This is a genomic window from Clostridium sp. BL-8 (assembly GCF_002006495.1).
Taxonomy (GTDB): domain Bacteria; phylum Bacillota; class Clostridia; order Clostridiales; family Clostridiaceae; genus Clostridium.
In genome coordinates this window covers 1-18,702 of the sequence record NZ_LZZL01000018.1, presented here as the reverse complement: position 1 = coordinate 18,702, position 18,702 = coordinate 1, and the positions used below count along the sequence as shown (strand labels likewise).

Annotated in this window: 16 protein-coding genes; all 16 read left to right on the top strand. The window is 31.3% G+C overall.

Translation table 11 applies throughout. The features are described 5' to 3' along the window. Positions 1–107: 107 nt before the first annotated feature. The gene (nifJ, locus tag CLOBL_RS08225) at positions 108–3,617 is read left to right on the top strand and encodes a pyruvate:ferredoxin (flavodoxin) oxidoreductase (RefSeq protein ID WP_077858576.1); all 3,510 of its coding nucleotides are present in this window, start codon (positions 108–110) and stop codon (positions 3,615–3,617) included. A gap of 506 nt (positions 3,618–4,123) precedes the next feature. Continuing rightward, positions 4,124–4,471: a DUF1292 domain-containing protein gene (locus CLOBL_RS08220; protein WP_077858575.1), complete on the top strand. Its 348-nt coding sequence runs from the start codon at positions 4,124–4,126 to the stop codon at positions 4,469–4,471. 483 nt (positions 4,472–4,954) lie between these two features. After that, positions 4,955–6,148, top strand: coding sequence for a pyridoxal phosphate-dependent aminotransferase (locus CLOBL_RS08215; protein WP_077858574.1), 1,194 nt, complete (start codon positions 4,955–4,957; stop codon positions 6,146–6,148). 159 nt (positions 6,149–6,307) lie between these two features. Next, the gene (locus CLOBL_RS08210) at positions 6,308–6,946 is read left to right on the top strand and encodes an HAD-IB family hydrolase (RefSeq protein WP_077858573.1); all 639 of its coding nucleotides are present in this window, start codon (positions 6,308–6,310) and stop codon (positions 6,944–6,946) included. Between the two features lie 15 nt (positions 6,947–6,961). Beyond that, positions 6,962–7,696: an aminotransferase class IV gene (locus tag CLOBL_RS08205; RefSeq protein WP_077858572.1), complete on the top strand. Its 735-nt coding sequence runs from the start codon at positions 6,962–6,964 to the stop codon at positions 7,694–7,696. Positions 7,697–7,815: 119 nt separating this feature from the next. After that, positions 7,816–9,765 (top strand): FapA family protein, encoded by a 1,950-nt coding sequence (locus CLOBL_RS08200; protein ID WP_077858571.1) that lies wholly within the window; start codon positions 7,816–7,818, stop codon positions 9,763–9,765. 12 nt (positions 9,766–9,777) lie between these two features. Then, entirely contained in the window at positions 9,778–10,227 is a 450-nt protein-coding gene (locus CLOBL_RS08195; RefSeq protein ID WP_009172167.1) for a chemotaxis protein CheW, read from the top strand. Between the two features lie 9 nt (positions 10,228–10,236). Continuing rightward, positions 10,237–10,725 carry a chemotaxis protein CheD gene (locus CLOBL_RS08190; protein WP_077858570.1) on the top strand — a complete coding sequence of 163 codons (489 nt, stop codon included), beginning with the start codon at positions 10,237–10,239 and terminating at the stop codon, positions 10,723–10,725. Between the two features lie 25 nt (positions 10,726–10,750). Further along, positions 10,751–11,860 (top strand): chemotaxis response regulator protein-glutamate methylesterase, encoded by a 1,110-nt coding sequence (locus tag CLOBL_RS08185; RefSeq protein ID WP_077858569.1) that lies wholly within the window; start codon positions 10,751–10,753, stop codon positions 11,858–11,860. 8 nt (positions 11,861–11,868) lie between these two features. After that, on the top strand, positions 11,869–12,636 hold the full coding sequence (locus tag CLOBL_RS08180; RefSeq protein ID WP_077858568.1) for a protein-glutamate O-methyltransferase CheR: 768 nt from the start codon (positions 11,869–11,871) through the stop codon (positions 12,634–12,636). Between the two features lie 13 nt (positions 12,637–12,649). Beyond that, the gene (locus tag CLOBL_RS08175; protein WP_077858624.1) at positions 12,650–14,689 is read left to right on the top strand and encodes a chemotaxis protein CheA; all 2,040 of its coding nucleotides are present in this window, start codon (positions 12,650–12,652) and stop codon (positions 14,687–14,689) included. Positions 14,690–14,823: 134 nt separating this feature from the next. Further along, entirely contained in the window at positions 14,824–15,426 is a 603-nt protein-coding gene (locus CLOBL_RS08170; protein WP_009172162.1) for a chemotaxis protein CheC, read from the top strand. Positions 15,427–15,444: 18 nt separating this feature from the next. Beyond that, positions 15,445–15,804, top strand: coding sequence for a response regulator (locus CLOBL_RS08165; RefSeq protein WP_009172161.1), 360 nt, complete (start codon positions 15,445–15,447; stop codon positions 15,802–15,804). Between the two features lie 181 nt (positions 15,805–15,985). After that, positions 15,986–16,387 carry a chemotaxis protein CheW gene (locus CLOBL_RS08160; RefSeq protein WP_009172160.1) on the top strand — a complete coding sequence of 134 codons (402 nt, stop codon included), beginning with the start codon at positions 15,986–15,988 and terminating at the stop codon, positions 16,385–16,387. A gap of 22 nt (positions 16,388–16,409) precedes the next feature. Further along, positions 16,410–17,405, top strand: a complete 996-nt coding sequence (gene fliM / locus CLOBL_RS08155; protein WP_077858567.1) for a flagellar motor switch protein FliM — start codon at positions 16,410–16,412, stop codon at positions 17,403–17,405. Then, positions 17,392–18,567: a flagellar motor switch phosphatase FliY gene (fliY, locus tag CLOBL_RS08150; protein ID WP_179117707.1), complete on the top strand. Its 1,176-nt coding sequence runs from the start codon at positions 17,392–17,394 to the stop codon at positions 18,565–18,567. The genes fliM and fliY overlap by 14 nt, the downstream gene beginning before the upstream one ends. Positions 18,568–18,702: the final 135 nt, after the last annotated feature.

Below are 18,702 nucleotides of genomic sequence, written 5' to 3'. Positions count from 1 at the left end.
AACTAGCTGAATATTGTTGTGTATATTAGGTGGTCTTACAGACTAGCTTATATAAATTTAAATTACTCTAAATTTAGTTTTAAAATTAGAAAGAGGGGTCAAACGCGATGAGAAAAATGAAAACTATGGATGGTAATACTGCAGCAGCTCATATATCTTATGCATTTACAGAAGTTTCTGCAATATTCCCAATTACACCATCATCACCAATGGCAGAACATGTTGATGAATGGGTAGCTCAAGGAAGAAAAAATATTTTTGGACAACCTGTTAAGGTTATGGAAATGCAATCAGAAGCTGGAGCAGCTGGTGCAGTTCACGGATCTTTACAAGCTGGAGCTTTAACAACAACTTATACAGCTTCACAAGGTTTATTATTAATGATACCAAACATGTATAAAATTGCTGGTGAAATGTTACCAGGAGTATTCCACGTATCAGCTAGAGCATTAGCTACTTCTGCTTTAAACATATTTGGAGATCACCAAGATGTTATGGCAGCAAGACAAACTGGTTTTGCAATGCTTGCAGAAGGATCAGTTCAAGAAGTTATGGACTTAGCAGCAGTTGCTCATTTAACTGCTATTAAAACAAGAATTCCATTCTTAAACTTCTTTGATGGATTCAGAACTTCTCATGAAGTACAAAAAATTGAAGTTTTAGAATATGATGAATTAGCAAGCCTACTTGATTGGGATTCAGTTAAAGCTTTCAGAGAAAGAGCATTAAACCCAAATCATCCTGTAACTAGAGGAACTGCTCAAAATGCAGATATCTATTTCCAAGAAAGAGAATCTGTTAATAAATTCTACAATGAATTACCAGAAACAGTTGAAAGCTATATGGCTGAAATCACTAAATTAACTGGTAGAGAATATCACTGTTTCGATTACTATGGAGCACCAGATGCTGATAGAGTAATCATAGCTATGGGTTCTGCTACTGACGTTTGTGAAGAAACTATAGATTACTTAAATGCTAACGGACAAAAAGTTGGTGTTGTTAAAGTAAGATTATTTAGACCATTCTCAAATGAAAGATTATTAGCTGCTATTCCAAAGACAGTTAAGAAAATCGCTGTTTTAGATAGAACTAAGGAGCCAGGATCAACTGGAGAACCATTATACTTAGATGTAAGAAATGCATTCTATGGACAAGCTGATGCACCACTTATTGTTGGTGGAAGATTCGGTTTAGGTTCAAAAGATCCAAATCCAGGACATATTGCTGCAGTTTATGCTAACTTAGCACAAGCTACACCAAAAAATGGATTTACAATAGGAATCGTTGATGACGTTACAAATACTTCATTAGAAGTAACTGAAGATATAGATGCTACTCCAGAAGGAACTACATCTTGTAAGTTCTGGGGATTAGGATCAGATGGTACTGTTGGAGCAAACAAGAGTGCAATCAAGATCATTGGAGATAATACAGACATGTATGCTCAAGCATATTTCTTCTATGATTCAAAGAAATCAGGAGGAATTACTGTATCTCACTTAAGATTTGGTAAGAAAGCAATTAAGTCACCATACTTAATAAACAAAGCAGACTTTGTTTCATGTTCTAACCAATCATACATCCACAAATACAATGTACTTGAAGGATTAAAACCAGGTTCTACTTTCTTATTAAATACTATCTGGACTCCAGAAGATTTAGAAGAAAAATTACCTGCTTCATATAAGAGATTCTTAGCAAACAACAACATTAAGTTCTACATTATCAATGCTGTAGGTATTGCTCAAGAAATCGGTCTTGGTGGAAGAATCAACATGATAATGCAATCAGCTTTCTTCAAGTTAGCTAACATTATCCCAGTTGAAGACGCTATTAAACACTTAAAAGATTCAGTTGTAACTTCTTATGGTAAGAAGGGTGAAAAAGTTGTTAATATGAACAACGCTGCTATAGATAAAGGTGTTGAATCAATTGTTGCAGTAAATATTCCAGAAGCTTGGAAGACAGTTGCAGATGAAGAAGCAGTAGAAATTAAGCATGCTACTAAATTTGTAAAAGATATAGTTATTCCAATGAATAGACAAGAAGGAGATCAACTTCCAGTTTCAGCATTTGCAGGTATGGAAGATGGTACTTTTGAAAATGGTACTGCAGCTTTCGAAAAGAGAGGAATTGCAGTAAATGTTCCTGAATGGGATTCAGAAAAGTGTATTCAATGTAACCAATGTTCAATGGTATGTCCACATGCTGCTATAAGACCTTTCTTATTAACAGATGCAGAAAAGAATGCGGCTCCAGGTGCAGCTAAAATTGTAGCTGCTAAGGGATTAAAGACTGAAGAACCATTATTATACACAATGGGTGTAACACCACTTGATTGTTCAGGTTGTGGAAACTGTGCTCAAATTTGTCCTGCTCCAGGAAAAGCATTAGTTATGAAACCACAAGAATCTCAACATGATCAAATAGATGTTTGGGATTACTTAACTCATGATGTTTCAGCTAAGAAGAACCCAATGAGCAAGACTACAGTTAAGGGTAGCCAATTTGAGCAACCATTACTTGAGTTCTCAGGAGCTTGTGCAGGTTGTGGAGAAACTCCATATGTTAAAGCTATAACTCAATTAGTTGGTGATAGAATGATGGTTGCTAATGCAACTGGATGTACATCAATTTGGGGAGGATCAGCTCCTTCAACTCCATACACTAAGAATAAAAATGGACATGGTCCAGCTTGGGCTAACTCATTATTTGAAGATAATGCTGAATATGGATTAGGTATGTTCTTAGGAGTTAAAGCTATAAGAGAAAGAATTGCAGAAAAAGCTGAAGCTGCTATAGCTGCAAATGATCCAGCAAAAGCTGAATTACAAGAATGGTTAGACAACATTAATGAAGGTGAAGGAACTAGAGAAAGAGCTGATAAATTAGTTGCTGCGTTAGAAGCATCTAACACTGAAGCTGCTAAAGAAATATTAGCTGAAAAAGACTACTTCGTTAAGAGATCACAATGGATCTTCGGAGGAGATGGATGGGCTTACGATATCGGATACGGTGGAGTTGACCATGTATTAGCTTCAGGAGAAGACGTAAATATATTAGTAGTAGATACAGAAGTTTACTCAAACACTGGTGGTCAATCATCTAAATCTACTCCAACTGCTGCAATAGCTAAATTTGCTGCAAGTGGTAAGAAGACTAAGAAGAAAGATCTTGGAATGATGGCTATGAGTTATGGTTATGTATATGTAGCTCAAATTAACATGGGTGCTGATAAGAACCAAGTTATGAAAGCTATTGCAGAAGCTGAAAGCTATAAAGGACCATCATTAATAATAGCTTATGCACCATGTATCAACCACGGATTAAGAATTGGTATGGGTAACAGTCAAGAAGAAGCTAAGAGAGCTAGTGCATGTGGATATTGGCAAACATATAGATTCAACCCAGAATTAAAAGATACTGGAAAGAATCCATTTACATTAGACTCAAAAGAACCAACTGCAGACTTCAAGGAATTCTTAATGGGAGAAGTAAGATACTCTTCACTTGCTAAGGCATTCCCAGAACAAGCAGATGCTTTATTTGAAAAGACTAAGAAAGATGCTATGGAAAGATTAGAAGGATACAAGAAATTAGCTAATCAACAATAGTATTAAAATAATTAAATAACTAAATTTGCGCGAAAAGGAGAAGCCGCTTATTTATAGAAGATTTCTATAAATATAGTGGCTTCTTTTTTTATTCTTTAAATAAGTTATAACTTGATAGAACTGTAGATGCGTTTTGAAAATAAGGAAAGATGGCAATTAATAATTGATGATGGATAATTTAGAGAAAAAAGCTTACAGCTTTTTGGAATAAAAAATAAAATTTTAAAGAATATAGAAATAATTCTATCTATAATTGTAAACTATACTTTTAAAAGTGTTAGCTTTAACATAGATTTAAAAAAATATTTTTATTTTAGGGTTTTAATTTATGTGAATAAAGGGTAAAATTAATTAAGATATTATCAAAAATAATTACTGCATAGGAGTACATATTTTGTGGTATGATACTTTAGAGATTTGAAAATTACTAATGTAGTACTGTAACAGTAGATATAAATTTACAAAGCAGCTATTTTTGATGTATATAACCAAGAGGAGGTTTAAGAATGGAAAAAGATTTAGAAAAATGTGGATGTGGTGGACATAATCACGATGAAGGACATGAATGTAATTGCGGAAATGACCATGATCACGATCATGAGTGCGGATGTGGATGCAATGATGAAGATGAAAACTTCGTTATAGATTTAGAAGATGAAAATGGAAATGTAGTTACATGCCCAATAATCGATGAATTTGAATACGAAAATAACTCCTACTACTTAGCTCAAAATCCAGAAGAAGATTCAGTTTATCTTTTTAGACTAGATGGAGAAGAACTTGTAGTCCCAGATGAAGAGGAATTTGATAGAGTATCTGCTTACTATCAAGATGAATTAGTAGGCGAAGAATAAATATAATTAAAAAGACTTTGGTAATTTATTACTGAAGTCTTTTGGCATATGAAATAAAATAATAAGTCCAAAGCTTAAAGCGTCCATGAATATTTTTCATTAGGTAATGAGGAAAAGTGTCATCATAGGGAATCGAGCGTCCTTCATGGGAAAATATGCTGACAGATGGACTTGTTGTATGCTGATTATGCCTTATGTTTCATATTGTTTACAATTTTATATATTAATGATATATTTTTAGTATATGACAAGAATGTATAATTGAATTTAAGGCATGTATAATAAATGATAAATTAAAATGCTTCGTAATAGTTATAAACCTGAATTACAATAAAGAAACACTAAAGTAATCTTATGTAGACAAACAAATAAAGAATTTAATTTATTACTTATAATTTTTAGAGTATATTAAACAATTATAAGTTATGAATTATATGCATTTTTAATGAGTTATTTTTATGCCTGAACTTGGAGGGAAAAGCAATGCAATTATCTAAAAAAGCGGGGAATATCAATCCATCAATTACTTTGGCAATTACAGCAAAAGCTAATGAATTAAAGAGCCAAGGTGTTGATGTAGTAAGTTTTGGGGCTGGGGAGCCAGATTTTAATACACCGGAAAATATAATTCAAGCAGCTATAAAGGCAATGCATGATGGGAAAACAAAATATACTCCAGCAGGGGGATTATTGGAGTTGAAGCAAACCATATGCAATAAATTTAAAAATGATAATAACCTAGAATATAAACCAAGTCAAATAACTATTTCAACAGGTGCTAAGCAATGTTTAGCTAATGCTTTTATGGCTGTTTTAAATCCAGGTGATGAAGTTCTGATTCCAGTTCCTTATTGGGTTAGTTATCCAGAATTAGTGAAATTGGCTGATGGGATACCGGTATTTGTAGAAACAGCAAAAGAAAATAATTATAAGTATACAATATCTGATTTGGAAAGAGCCACAACAGATAAAACAAAAGTAATCTTAATAAATAGTCCTAATAATCCAACAGGAACTATTTATCATAAAGAAGAATTACTTGAAATAGCGAACTTTGCTAAAGAACATAATTTAATAATCATATCAGATGAAATCTATGAAAAATTAATCTATGATGATGAAAAGCATATAAGTATTGCATCATTAAATGAAGATGCATATAATAGAACATTAGTGATAAATGGTGTGTCAAAGACATATTCAATGACAGGTTGGAGACTAGGTTATGTGGCAGCTAGTGAAAAAATAACTAAACTCATGACCAGTATCCAAAGCCATATGACATCAAATGTAAATACAATAGCACAATATGCTGCAATAGAAGCATTAAACGGACCAGTGGAAGATTTAAATAACATGGTGAAAGAATTTGAGAATAGAAGAAATTTCATGATAGCGAAATTAGAAAAGTTGAATGAAGTAACAATAATAAGACCTAGTGGTGCATTTTATATAATGGTAAATATATCTGCATATTTAAATACTACTTTTAAAGGTCAAGAAATAAATAATTCTGTAGATTTTGCAAAGGTATTATTAGAAGAAGAAAAAGTTGCTGTGATACCAGGAGCTGGATTTGGATTAGATGATTATATAAGATTATCCTATGCAACATCTGTGAATATAATAGAAAATGGGATAGATAGAATTTCAACATTTTTAAGCAAAATAAAATAATATAATATATATGTTTCATAAAATGAGTGAAGATTTTACTTGGAAATGGTAGGTTAAATTCATTTATAGCGCTCTCGAACACGAGGGTAGTAAACTATAAATGAAATTACCTACCATTAAATGATTTAAATGAAAAAAGTAAGAAGGTGACAATTAATTTTGAAGAAACTTGCTATATTTGATATAGATTATACTATTACAAAAAAAGAAACACTAATGGAATTATTTAAATATGTGATAATTAATGATATAAAAAATATTCGATTTGTACCAAGGGCTATATATTGTGGAATTATGTATGCACTTAAAATATATGATGAGAAAAAGGTAAAAGAAACGTTTTTAAAATTTATTGATGGGATAAATGAAAAAGACTTAGCGGTCCTAGTAAAAAAATTTTATCATGAGAAATTAAGTACAATATTGTATGAAGATGCACTTAAGATGATGAAAAGGCTCAAGAAAGAAGGGTGTGAAATATATTTAATATCTGCATCTCCTGAGTTTTATATAAATGAGTTTTATAATATAAAAGAGGTAGATAAAATAATAGGAACCAAGTTTAGTTTTGATAATGGAACTTTTGTAAGGAAAATGGATGGTGAGAACTGTAAAGGTGAGGAAAAAGTAAGAAGGCTGCAGGAAGTAATTAAGAATGAAAAAATAGAAGTTGATTTTAAAGAATCATATATGTTTTCAGATTCCTTATCTGATAAACCTTTATTAGATTTGGTTGGAAAACCATATTTAATAAATTACAAGAAAAGTCATGATATAGAAATATTAAAATGGAAATAGAAAGGATGATAAATTATGTGTGATAAAATAATATATGAAGTGTTAAGAGTAATGAACGGGAAACCAATTTTTTTGGAAAATCATCTAAAAAGAATGGAGAATTCATTTAAATTAATAAATGAGGAATTTACATTAACCTATGAAAAAATTAGCGATAGAATTAAATTATTAATAAAAAATGAGAATAAGGACAATGGAAATATTAAGATAACGTATGCAGTTAATGAAAAAACATTAAATGTATTTTTTGTAGAGCACTCATATCCATCTAAAGAAATGTATGAAAATGGAGTTGAAACAATTTTATATTTTGGAGAGAGAGAGAATCCAAATGCAAAAATAATTAATGATAATTTTAGAGAAAAGGTAAACAAAGAGATAAGAGATACGCAAGTGTATGAGGCTATATTAGTTGATAAAAACGGATATATAACTGAAGGAAGCAGATCGAACATATTTATGGTTAAGGATAATATAATTTTGACTTCGCCAGTAAAAGCTGTATTACCAGGCGTTACCAGAGGAGAGATAATAGAAATAGCAAAAAAAATGCAAATTCAAGTAGAGGAAGTAGAGTATAAATATTTGGATATTGATAAATTAGATGGAATGTTTATTTCAGGAACATCGCCTAAAGTTCTACCCATTAGAAAAGTAAATGATATTGATTTAAATCCTAATAATGATATTATTAGGAAGCTTATGAAAGAATATGATGATAAGATTGTTGCATATATTAGAAATTGTTAGAAAATGAATTATTTTACATAATACTGTAAAATAATATTGATTAATATAAATAATGGATATAAAAATAAATTATGCTGTGGTATACTAAGAGAAGAAGCATTTTTATGGAGGAGATATTTATGGGGTTGAAATTTTCTGCAGCATCTTTGGAAAATTGCATTGAAAAAGCATGTACTGAATTGGATATTTCTAAGGATGACTTAAAGTATAGGGTAACTAAAGAGGAAAGAAAATTTTTTAAAAAAGTAGTGGAAATAGAAGTAATAAATGAAGAAGAAAATAAAATAGATATTAGGGGAAAAGATATAATTACAGAAGTAGAAGAGGTGACAGAACCTTCTGGAGCAAAGGTGGAAAATGGAAAAATAATAGTAACAGAGTCTGAAAATAAAGATGAAATTATTACAATAAAGCCATGCCCAGGCATGATGTTGCTAATTAATGGACAGGAGGTTAATGGAATAACTCCGGTTACAGCAGAAGATACAGTAGAATATAAATTTGAAGAAATTGAACCAATAAGAAATGTTGATATATCTATTACGAATGATAAAATGGAAGCCTATATAACAATAAAGTATATTCCATCACATACGTATGAATTGGTAGATCAAGAATATCATAAGAATTTAGTTCTTTCAAAGAAAAAAAATAGTGATAAATATCCACCGAGGTACACGGTGACAGAGATAAGAGAATTAATAAAAAATAAAGGTATTCTATTTGGAATTATTGAAGAGGAATTAGCGGTAATATGCAGTGAATATGGAGCTGATAATGTATTAATAGCCAGAGGATTGCCTGCTAAAGATGATATTTCTGATGAAATTCAAGTATTATTTAAAGAATTAGAGGAAGTAATAGATTACGAGGACTCAAACGAGAGAGTTGATTATAGAAATAGATTTTTAATTGCAAATGCAAACATAGGAGATATTATAGGTAAAATAGTGCCTGGAAGACCTGGAGATGATGGACAGAATATATTTGGAGTACCAATAAAACGAAAAACTGCCAAAAGAGTGGTTGTAAAAATTGGTGAGGGATGTAAACTTGAAAATAATAATGTTATAGCGACTGAGGAAGGTAAACCAGCATATAGGGCTAATACATTTACCGTAAACAAGCTATACAAAGTTGATCAAGTTGATTTAAAAAGTGGAAATATAGACTTTGTTGGAAATGTTGAGATAGCTGGAGATGTTTGCGAAGCAATGGAAGTTAAGGTGGGAAATGAACTTCATGTTGGAAAGAATGTGGAATCAGCAAAAGTTAGATCTTCAGGAGAAATTATTATAAATGGAAACATATTAAATTCAACTGTAACTGCAGGCAGTGAAAATGTTGAAAGAAAGCAATATTTAGATAATTTGGTGAATTTGAAGGATATTCTAAGTGATTTAAGTGCTTCAACTGAACAAGTAAAAGCCAATAATTTGTTAGGGCAAAAGCAAGATGGTGAAATAATTAAAATATTAATAGAAAATAAATTTAAATCATTACCCAAGTTATCGCGAAGTATTTTAAATTATAATATGTCTGAAGGAGTTCAACATAGTGATCTAACTACATTTATAATAAATAAATTATTAGGCCTTGGACCATTAAAAATAAAAGACTTTAGAGAATTAACTAATTTACAAGAAATATTAAAGGAGGAAATTGAAGAAATAGAGACATTAATAGTAATTCCTACTGATATTTATTTTGCATATGCTCAAGGGGCTACCATAGAAGCTTCAGGAAGCATTTATGTTACAGGAAAGGGACAATATACATCTAACATAACAGCTTTAAATAAGATAGAGTTTACTGGTGAAAAGTCTGCCTGTAGAGGCGGTGTACTAAGTGCTGGTACTGAAATAATATTAAAGTCAGTAGGTAGCGTAGCCGGAGTTAATACTATGTTAAAAGTTCCCAAGGGTGGCCGTATTAAGGCGGATATAGCTTATAATAATACAATTTTTTGTTTTGGTGAAAAGCAAAAAATGTTAGAAGTTTCATCTAAAAATGTAGAAGTATATCTAGATAAAAATGGAGATATAACTATTGATAAATTTGTTTTATAGGAGGCTTAAATAATGGCAAGCAATGAGATTAAAATGCTGATATTTGGATTGAATGGAGAACATTATGCAACTGATATAAGGGAGGTAGAAAGAATACTTGGATATCAAGAACCAACTATTCTTCCTGATGCACCATCCTTTGTAAAAGGTGTAATAAACTATGAACAAAAAATTCTTCCAATAATAAGCTTATCAAAAAAATTTAAGTTTGGTGAAGATAAGGAAAGCGAAGAAAGAAAAATTATAGTTATAAAAAGAGAAGAAAATAAGTTTGGAATTATTGTGGAAAATGTTTATGAGGTAAGGGATATTGATAGTGAACTAATGGAGGAAGCACCACCGATAACAGCAACAATAGATAAAAAGTATATTTCAGGGTTAATAAAACTAGAAAATAACATAGTAATTTTATTAGATTTAGAGAAAATCTTATCCTTAGAGGATGAGGGGAATATTTTTTAGGGGGTAAAAATGGTAAGTGCAGAGATAAAAGTTGGAATAGCTGATTTGAATTTAGTGCTAGATCCGGGAGTCATAATGACGATAGGCTTAGGATCCTGTATAGGAATTGCCTTATATGATAAAGCACTTAAGGTTGCAGGATTAGCACACATAATGCTTCCAGATAGTACTCAATTTAAAAGTAATACAAACCCCATGAAGTTTGCAGATTTAGCTATTCCAATATTAATTGAAAAAATGGAGAAGCAGGGATGTAAAAAGAGAAACCTTACAGCAAAGATTGCTGGAGGAGCATCGATGTTTAATTTCTCTGATAAGAGCATAATAAGTGATATTGGGAAAAGAAACAGCGATGCAGTAAAGAAAACATTGAAAGATGAAGCAATTCCAATAATTGCAGAAGAAACTGGTGGAAATAAAGGAAGGACTATGGTTCTTTATGCAAGTGATGGAAAAGTAGTACTTAAAGTTGTAGGGAATGGAATTATAGAATTATAAATTTTAGAAGGAAAGGTGTGATTAGGTGGATAAAGTCAAAATTATCGTTGTTGATGACTCAGCCTTTATGAGAAAAGCAATATCAGACATGATAGAACTGGAAAATAGGTTTGAAGTTATAGCAAAGTTTAGAGATGGAAGAGAACTAATTGAAAAGGTAGATAAATACAATCCAGACCTTATCACATTAGACGTACATATGAGAGACCTCGATGGACTTGCAACTCTTAAGGAATTAAAAAGATTAGGTAAAAGTTATCCTGTTATAATGATAAGCAGTGCAACTACTGAAGGATCGGAGTTGACTTTAGAATGTTTAGATAATGGTGCTATTAGTTTTGTAACTAAACCATCAGGAAGCATTTCATTAGATATAATTAAGGTTCAGAAGAATTTGATTGAACAGATAAAAAGTATAACTACAGCTGCAAAATATAGGAAAAAGTTTAATTCTATAGATAATAGTGTAAAGCATAAGGTTACACAAGATTCTATTACTAATAATACAAATATAGAAAAAAAATTTAACTCAAAAATAGCTAAGTCAGTGTCCATACCTAAGAATAAAAAAATAGATGCAGTTGTTATAGGAGCATCTACAGGAGGACCAAGGGCACTTCAAGAAGTGCTGACTAAATTTCCAAAGAATTTAGGAGTTCCTGTTTTTGTAGTTCAACATATGCCAGAAGGATTCACAAAAGTATTTTCAGAAAGGCTGGATAAATTATGTCATATGAATGTAATTGAAGCAGCGGAAGGTATGAAAATAAAAAGTGATACTATATACATAGCCAAAGGTGGCAAACATATGACAGTTGGCTTAGATAATTTAATACACCTTAATGAAGAATCGCCTATTTGGGGAGTGAGACCAGCTGTAGATAAACTATTTGACTCTGCTATAAATGTTTATAAGGGAAATTTAATATCTGCAATTTTAACAGGAATGGGCAGAGATGGTGCGGAAGGAACAAAGAATATAAAAGATAGTGGTGGAGTAACAATATCAGAAGACAGATCAACATGTACAATTTATGGAATGCCAAAAGCTGCATTTGAAACTGGAAAAGTAGATTTTGTAGTTCCGCTATATGAAATAGCTAATAGTATAATTAACATAATAAAACAGGTGTAGGAGGAGACATGGATTTTAATGAATTTCATAAATGGGTTCATAAAGAATTGGGAATAAATTTATCAGCGTATAAACCTGAGCAGCTTAATAGAAGAATAAATAGCTTAATGACAAGGGTTGGAATAAAAACATTAGATGAATATTCTAGAGCTATAAAAAATAACTCAGAACAAAAACAAAAATTTTTGGATTTTATAACAATTAATGTGACAGAGTTTTTTAGAAATCCTGAATTATTTGCTGATTTAGAAAAACAAATTACAAGTGAATTGTTACCTAATAACCGCAATTTAAAAATTTGGAGTGCAGCTTGTTCCATAGGTTGTGAACCATATACTTTAGGAATAATATTAGATAGGATTGCGCCGAGTGGAAGACATAATATAATAGCAACTGATATAGATAACACTATACTTTCAAAGGCGAAAATTGGTGAATATACACAAAATGAAATGAAAGGTATAAAAAATACTGATTTAAGTAAATATTTTAAAATAATAGACGATAAATATTATATCGAGTCTAAAATTAAAGATATGGTAACTTTTAAAAAGCACGATTTAATATTAGATAGATATGATAATAATTTTGATTTAATTGTATGCAGAAATGTTGTGATCTATTTCAATAATGATATTAAGCAAGAAATCTATGAAAAATTTAGTAATTCATTAAAAAAGGGTGGGCTTTTATTTGTAGGAGCTACAGAAAGTATATATAATTATAGAGACTATGGATTTGAAAAAGCGTCAACCTTTATTTATAAAAAAGTATAAAGGAGGAATAAAGATGGATACATCTCAATATATGTCAATGTTTTTAGAGGAATCACTAGATAATTTGCAAACATTGAATGAGTCACTATTGGATTTAGAACAAAACCCAGAAGACACTGATAAGGTAAATGAAATATTTAGAGTTGCACATACAATTAAAGGAATGGCTGCAACTATGGGATTCACTGATCTTGCAGAACTTACTCACAAAATGGAGGATGTATTAGCTGAATTTAGAGAAGGTGAACTTAAAGTAACTCAAGATGTGGTAACAGTATTGTTTGATTGCCTTGATACATTAGAAAAAATGGTTGATAATGTACAGGAGGGATCAGACGAAAAAGTAGAGATGGAAGGAATAATGCAAGCATTAGCAGATATCAAGAATAACGGAAATAAGGCCTCAGATACTCAAGTTAAACAAGTACAAGCTAGTGAAGTTTCAGATGAAGCTGAAGTTAAGGATTTGGATTTAAATCAATACGATGCATCAGTAATTAGGCAGGCAAGAGAAAAAGGATATAATTCAATTGAAATAAAGGTTATCTTAAGTGAAAATACATTATTAAAATCAGCAAGAGCATTTTTAATTGTGAAAGACCTTGAAGATCATGGAGAAATATTAAAATCAGAACCATCAACTCAAGATATTGAAAATGAAGAATTTGATTTTGAGCTAAAATTTGTTCTAGTGACTAAAGATACAGTAGATGAAATAATAGAGGTTGTAAATGGAATATCAGAAGTTGCAAAAGTTGAAGCTTCATTGATAGAATTTGATGATTTAGAAATAGAACCTAAAGATGCAGATGTTAAAGAAGTTAAAGTTGAAGAAAAAGCTGAGGTACAAAAGGTAGAGGTACCAAAAGAAGAAGCTAAGAATGTACCAGCAAAGAAAACAGCTCCAAAGAAAGAAGTTAAGAAAGCACATCAATCTGTAAGAGTTGATTTGGAAAGAATAGATAACTTAATGAATATGGTTTCTGAACTTGTAATTTATAGGACAAGACTAGAGCAAATTGTGAATGTACATAAATCACAAGAATTAAATGAAACTTTAGAACAAGTTGGAAGGACAACATCAGATCTTCAAGATTTAGTTATGAAGATTAGAATGCTGCCATTAGATACAGTATTCAACAGATTCCCAAGAATGATAAGAGATGTATCAGTAGAGTTAAATAAAGAAATTAACTTTATTATAGAAGGTGCTGACACAGAACTTGATAGAACAGTAATTGATGAAATTGGCGAACCATTAATACATTTATTGAGAAACGCAGCAGACCATGGAATAGAATCAGCGGAAAAGAGAGTAGCTCAAGGAAAGCCGCCAGTTGGAACAATAAGACTTGTTGCATATCAAGAAGGAACAAAAGCATTAATAAAAGTTACAGATGATGGTGCTGGAATTAATGTTGAAAAGGTAAAAGCAAAAGCTGAACAAAAGGGAATAAATACTGATGGAATGTCTGATAGTGACATCAAGAACTTAATTTTTGCACAAGGTTTTAGTACTAATGATGTAGTGACAGATATTTCTGGAAGAGGCGTTGGAATGGATGTTGTTAAGACAAAAATTTCAGCACTTGGAGGTACAGTAGATGTAGTAAGTGAAGAAGGAAAAGGTTCATCATTTGTTATTAAACTTCCACTTACATTACAAATAATACAAGCTCTACTTGTAAAAGTTGGAGAAGAAACACTTGCAATATCACTAGGCTTTATAGATAGAGTAATAGATTATAAAGAAGAGAATATAAAGAGAAGTAATGGAAAAGAAGTCATTGTTTACAGAGAAAATGTAATTCCGTTAATTAGATTAAATGAAAGTTTAGATATAGAGGCTAGCGAAACTAATAAGAAATTTGTTATAATAGTAAATGTAGGTGATAAAACTATTGGATTATTAGTCGATTCATTACTTGGACAACAAGAAATAGTTATTAAGCCGCTAGGAAAAACATTAAAGAATTTAGATCAATATATTGGTGCAACTATATTAGGTAATGGATTAGTAACACTAATATTAGATATAGGTGCATTACTATAAGATTAAACTTCTTAAGAAGGATTCTACTTAACTTAGTTTAACTTATTTAAAGTTATGCTGCCAGCTTTAACTTTAAGCATATTTAGAAAAGTTAAAGCGAAAGACATGGGACAAATTTTGAAGGAGGGTTATAAGTGGAGTATTCTAATTTAAGCGCTTTACAATTAGATGCACTTAAAGAGGTCTCTAACATAGGTGCAGGAAATGCAGCAACTGCTCTTTCCATGATGATAGGGAAAAAAGTAGATATGACAGTGCCAGCAGTAAATGTGGTAAGATTAGAAGATATTGTTGAAGAAAATGGAGAGTGTGAGGTTGCTGGTACAGTTGTAAGAGTGCTTGGAGATATTGCAGGAAATATCCTCTTAGTGTTTGAAAAACCAATTGCTGAAAATATAATAATGAAATTAGTTGGAAGTAAACAGTCACCAGAAAGTGAAATGGGTAGTTCTGTATTATGCGAGATAGCAAATATAATATCAGCATCGTATATGAATTCGATAGCACAGTTAACTAATCTAGCTATCGCACCATCAGTACCAGCTACTTCGTATGATATGTTAGGTGCAATACTAACAACAACATTTATTGAATCTAATCAATATGATGAATATATATTAGATATTGAAACTGTATTTTTGGATGATGACACTGAAGAAAATATAGGGGGACATTTTTATTACATCCCTATGCCGGGATCATTAGAAAAAATATTGAAATCTATAGGAATAAATTAATTTTGGAGGGAAAAGTATATGGCTAGAGTTTTAATCGTAGACGATGCGGCATTTATGAGAATGATGATAAAGGATATTTTAGAAAAGAATGATTTTGAAATTGTAGGAGAAGCAAACAATGGAATAGTGGCTGTGGATCTTTACAAAAAAGAAAAACCGGATGTTGTTACAATGGATATAACAATGCCAGACATGGACGGGATTGAAGCAGTTAAACAGATAAAAGCGTTTGATCCAAATGCTAAGGTAATTATGTGTTCAGCAATGGGACAACAATCAATGGTTATGGACGCTATAAGAGCAGGGGCTAAAGACTTTATAGTAAAGCCATTTCAAGCTGATAGAGTTTTAGAAGCTATAAAGAAAGTTGTAGGATAGTTAAGTCAGTTAACAGTGCACAGTTTACAGTTTACAGTTAGGGGAAAAGGCCTAAGGATTTTTTGAATATAAATGAGAAAGCTTATAGCTTTCTGCCTTAATTGCCCACAGGGTATCCATAAAGGGAATTAATTGTACATCGTAAATTGTCAATTTAATCAAGTGTAAAGGAGGGTTAAGGATGCAAATAGTAGTATTTAAGTTAGGGGAAGAACATTTTGCAGTGGAAACAGAAAAGGTTCAAAGCATCAATGATACTATGGGGATTACAAAAGTTCCTAAAGCTCCAAGTTATATTAAAGGGTTAATTAATTTACGTGGAAGCATCAAGTCTCTTGTTGATATAAATTTGTTATTAGAGGTCACTCCAGGGGAACAACAAAATAACATAATTATTTTAACAGTAGAGGATGAAGAAATAGGAATATCAGTAGATGAAGTAGAAGAAGTTTTAGATATAGATGAAAAAAATATACAAAAAGTAGATAAAGATGCTAATAAAGTTCAACCATACATAAAGGGTATATTAAATTATGATGAAAAACTTCTAACAATAATAGATATTGACAAGTTATTAAATTAATTTATTGAAATGAGGGAGAAATATGGCAGATGTCTTATCGCAAAGTGAAATAGATGCCTTGTTATCTGCCCTGTCTACAGGAGAGTTAGAATCAGAAGAAGTTGGTAAAGAGGATGAAAAACACAAGATTAAACTTTATGATTTTAGAAGTCCTCAAAAATTCTCGAAAGAACATATAAGAACTCTTGAACTTATTCATGATAATTACGCGAGAATTATTTCTAATTACTTAACTGGTCAAACAAGACAAAATGTAAAAGTAAAGATAGAAACTGTAGAGCAGATTACATACGAGGAATTTATTCACTCTGTTCAAAACCCTACTATTATGACAATATTCAAAATGCCGCCGCTTGCGGGTACAATTATGCTTGAGACAAACCCTCAATTTTCTCTTCAGGTAATAGACGTATTGCTTGGAGGGAAAGGGGACAGAAAAATTGAAACAAAAGAATTTACGGATATTGATAAAAATATAATGAAGCAGATTACATCAGGAATGATAAGTAATTTAAAGTTAGCCTGGGACAGTATTTTAGAGGTTGAGCCAGAAGTTGAAGCAATTGAAACTAATCCAGCGGTAAATCAGACTATGGCACCTAATGATCCAGTGGCTTTAATTACATTTTCAGTTGAGGTGAATAAGCGCAGTACTTTTATAAATATGTGTATCCCGTATTTGAGCATAGAAAAAATATTAGATAGACTAGTTGTACAATATGCATTTAGGAATGATGATGAAGCTTTAATGGCTGAATCAAGGGGAAAATTAGAAAAGGGAATTAATAAGGTAGAATTAGATGTAGTGGCTGAATTGGGAAGGACAAACTTGACAGTAGATGACTTCTTAAAATTAACTGTAGGTGATGTAATAAAACTTGATACAAAGAGTTCATCCCCAATAAGAGTATATGTAGGAGATGAAGAGTGTTATTACGCAAAACCTGGTGTAACAGGTAAAAATATAGGCGTTATGATTTTAGATATAGCAGATAAGGAAGTGAATGGGTATGAGTAATAACTTTTTGTCACAAGAAGAAATAAATGCATTACTAGCAGGAGAAGATATGTCAGCATCTGAAGCAAAACCGGAATTAGATGTTAATGCTATTACAGAATTAGATAAAGATTTGCTTGGAGAAATCGGAAATATTTCTATGGGATCAGCTTCAACAGCATTATATCAACTTATAAATCAACAAGTAAATATAACTACACCAGTAGTGAGTGTTACAACACTCCGAGAAATAAAAGAAGGATTTGAAACTCCAAATATAGTTTTAGATATTGAGTATGTTTCTGGTATAATAGGAAGAAACATTTTAATTATAAAAATTGCAGATGGATTAGTTATATCTAACCTTATGATGGGTGGAGATGGAAATGTTCCAGAAGCTCATGAACTATCTGAAATAGAAATAAGTGCTGTATCAGAAGCTATGAATCAGATGATAGGTTCAGCAGCAACTTCTATGGCTACTATGTTTGGAAGAAAGGTTGATATATCACCGCCTACATCGAAAGTGATTACTGAGGCTAGTATGCCGATATCAGATGCAATACCAGAAGATCAGCCGATAGTAAGGGTATCATTTAAAATGACTATTGGAGATATAGTAGATAGTAATATAATGCAAATATTTCCAATAGAGACGGCAAAAAATATTGTTGCAATAATGACTGGGGAAGAGAATAGTGAAAAAGCAGCTAAAACAGAAACTGTAGAAGCTGTAAAAGAAGACAATATTATTAATAAAGGTATAAGTGAGGAATCAATTAATAATAAAGCAACTATAGAAGCTCAGCCTAGTTATGGTTATCAGTCACAATACGAAGCTCCAATGCAAAGAATGGAGCAGCCAGTTGAGGTACATTCAGCAGCATTTGAACCGTTAGTACCTCAAAGCAATGTTCCACCAATAAAAAATATAGATTTAATTTTGGATGTTCCTTTAGATATATCTGTAGTTTTAGGCAGAACTAAAAAGAGCATTCAGGACATCTTAAATTTGGGAAATGGTTCATTAATAGAATTAGATAAACTTGCAGAGGAACCTGTTGAAATATTAGTTAACGGAAAGCAGATAGCACTTGGAGAAGTTGTTGTTGTTGATGAAAACTTCGGAATAAGAATAACTAATATAGTAAGCAGTGTTGAAAGAATAAAGAGATTAAAATAAAAAAACTCACGGAAGAGAGTTTTATTTATGTATAAAAAGCATTTTCTATAAATTAAGAAAATGCTTTTTATTTTTCTAATAATAAGGCACATGAAAGAAAATAATAGACCAAAGATGCGACGCATATTTTGCGTC

What these genes read in the sequence shown, in the direction of transcription:
- nifJ (WP_077858576.1), top strand. Translation starts at nt 108, where the DNA reads ATGAGAAAAATGAAAACTATGGATGGTAATACTGCAGCAGCTCATATA.
- CLOBL_RS08220 (WP_077858575.1), top strand. Translation starts at nt 4,124, where the DNA reads ATGGAAAAAGATTTAGAAAAATGTGGATGTGGTGGACATAATCACGAT.
- CLOBL_RS08215 (WP_077858574.1), top strand. Translation starts at nt 4,955, where the DNA reads ATGCAATTATCTAAAAAAGCGGGGAATATCAATCCATCAATTACTTTG.
- CLOBL_RS08205 (WP_077858572.1), top strand. Translation starts at nt 6,962, where the DNA reads ATGTGTGATAAAATAATATATGAAGTGTTAAGAGTAATGAACGGGAAA.
- CLOBL_RS08200 (WP_077858571.1), top strand. Translation starts at nt 7,816, where the DNA reads ATGGGGTTGAAATTTTCTGCAGCATCTTTGGAAAATTGCATTGAAAAA.
- CLOBL_RS08195 (WP_009172167.1), top strand. Translation starts at nt 9,778, where the DNA reads ATGGCAAGCAATGAGATTAAAATGCTGATATTTGGATTGAATGGAGAA.
- CLOBL_RS08190 (WP_077858570.1), top strand. Translation starts at nt 10,237, where the DNA reads ATGGTAAGTGCAGAGATAAAAGTTGGAATAGCTGATTTGAATTTAGTG.
- CLOBL_RS08180 (WP_077858568.1), top strand. Translation starts at nt 11,869, where the DNA reads ATGGATTTTAATGAATTTCATAAATGGGTTCATAAAGAATTGGGAATA.
- CLOBL_RS08175 (WP_077858624.1), top strand. Translation starts at nt 12,650, where the DNA reads ATGGATACATCTCAATATATGTCAATGTTTTTAGAGGAATCACTAGAT.
- CLOBL_RS08165 (WP_009172161.1), top strand. Translation starts at nt 15,445, where the DNA reads ATGGCTAGAGTTTTAATCGTAGACGATGCGGCATTTATGAGAATGATG.
- CLOBL_RS08160 (WP_009172160.1), top strand. Translation starts at nt 15,986, where the DNA reads ATGCAAATAGTAGTATTTAAGTTAGGGGAAGAACATTTTGCAGTGGAA.
- fliM (WP_077858567.1), top strand. Translation starts at nt 16,410, where the DNA reads ATGGCAGATGTCTTATCGCAAAGTGAAATAGATGCCTTGTTATCTGCC.
- fliY (WP_179117707.1), top strand. Translation starts at nt 17,392, where the DNA reads ATGGGTATGAGTAATAACTTTTTGTCACAAGAAGAAATAAATGCATTA.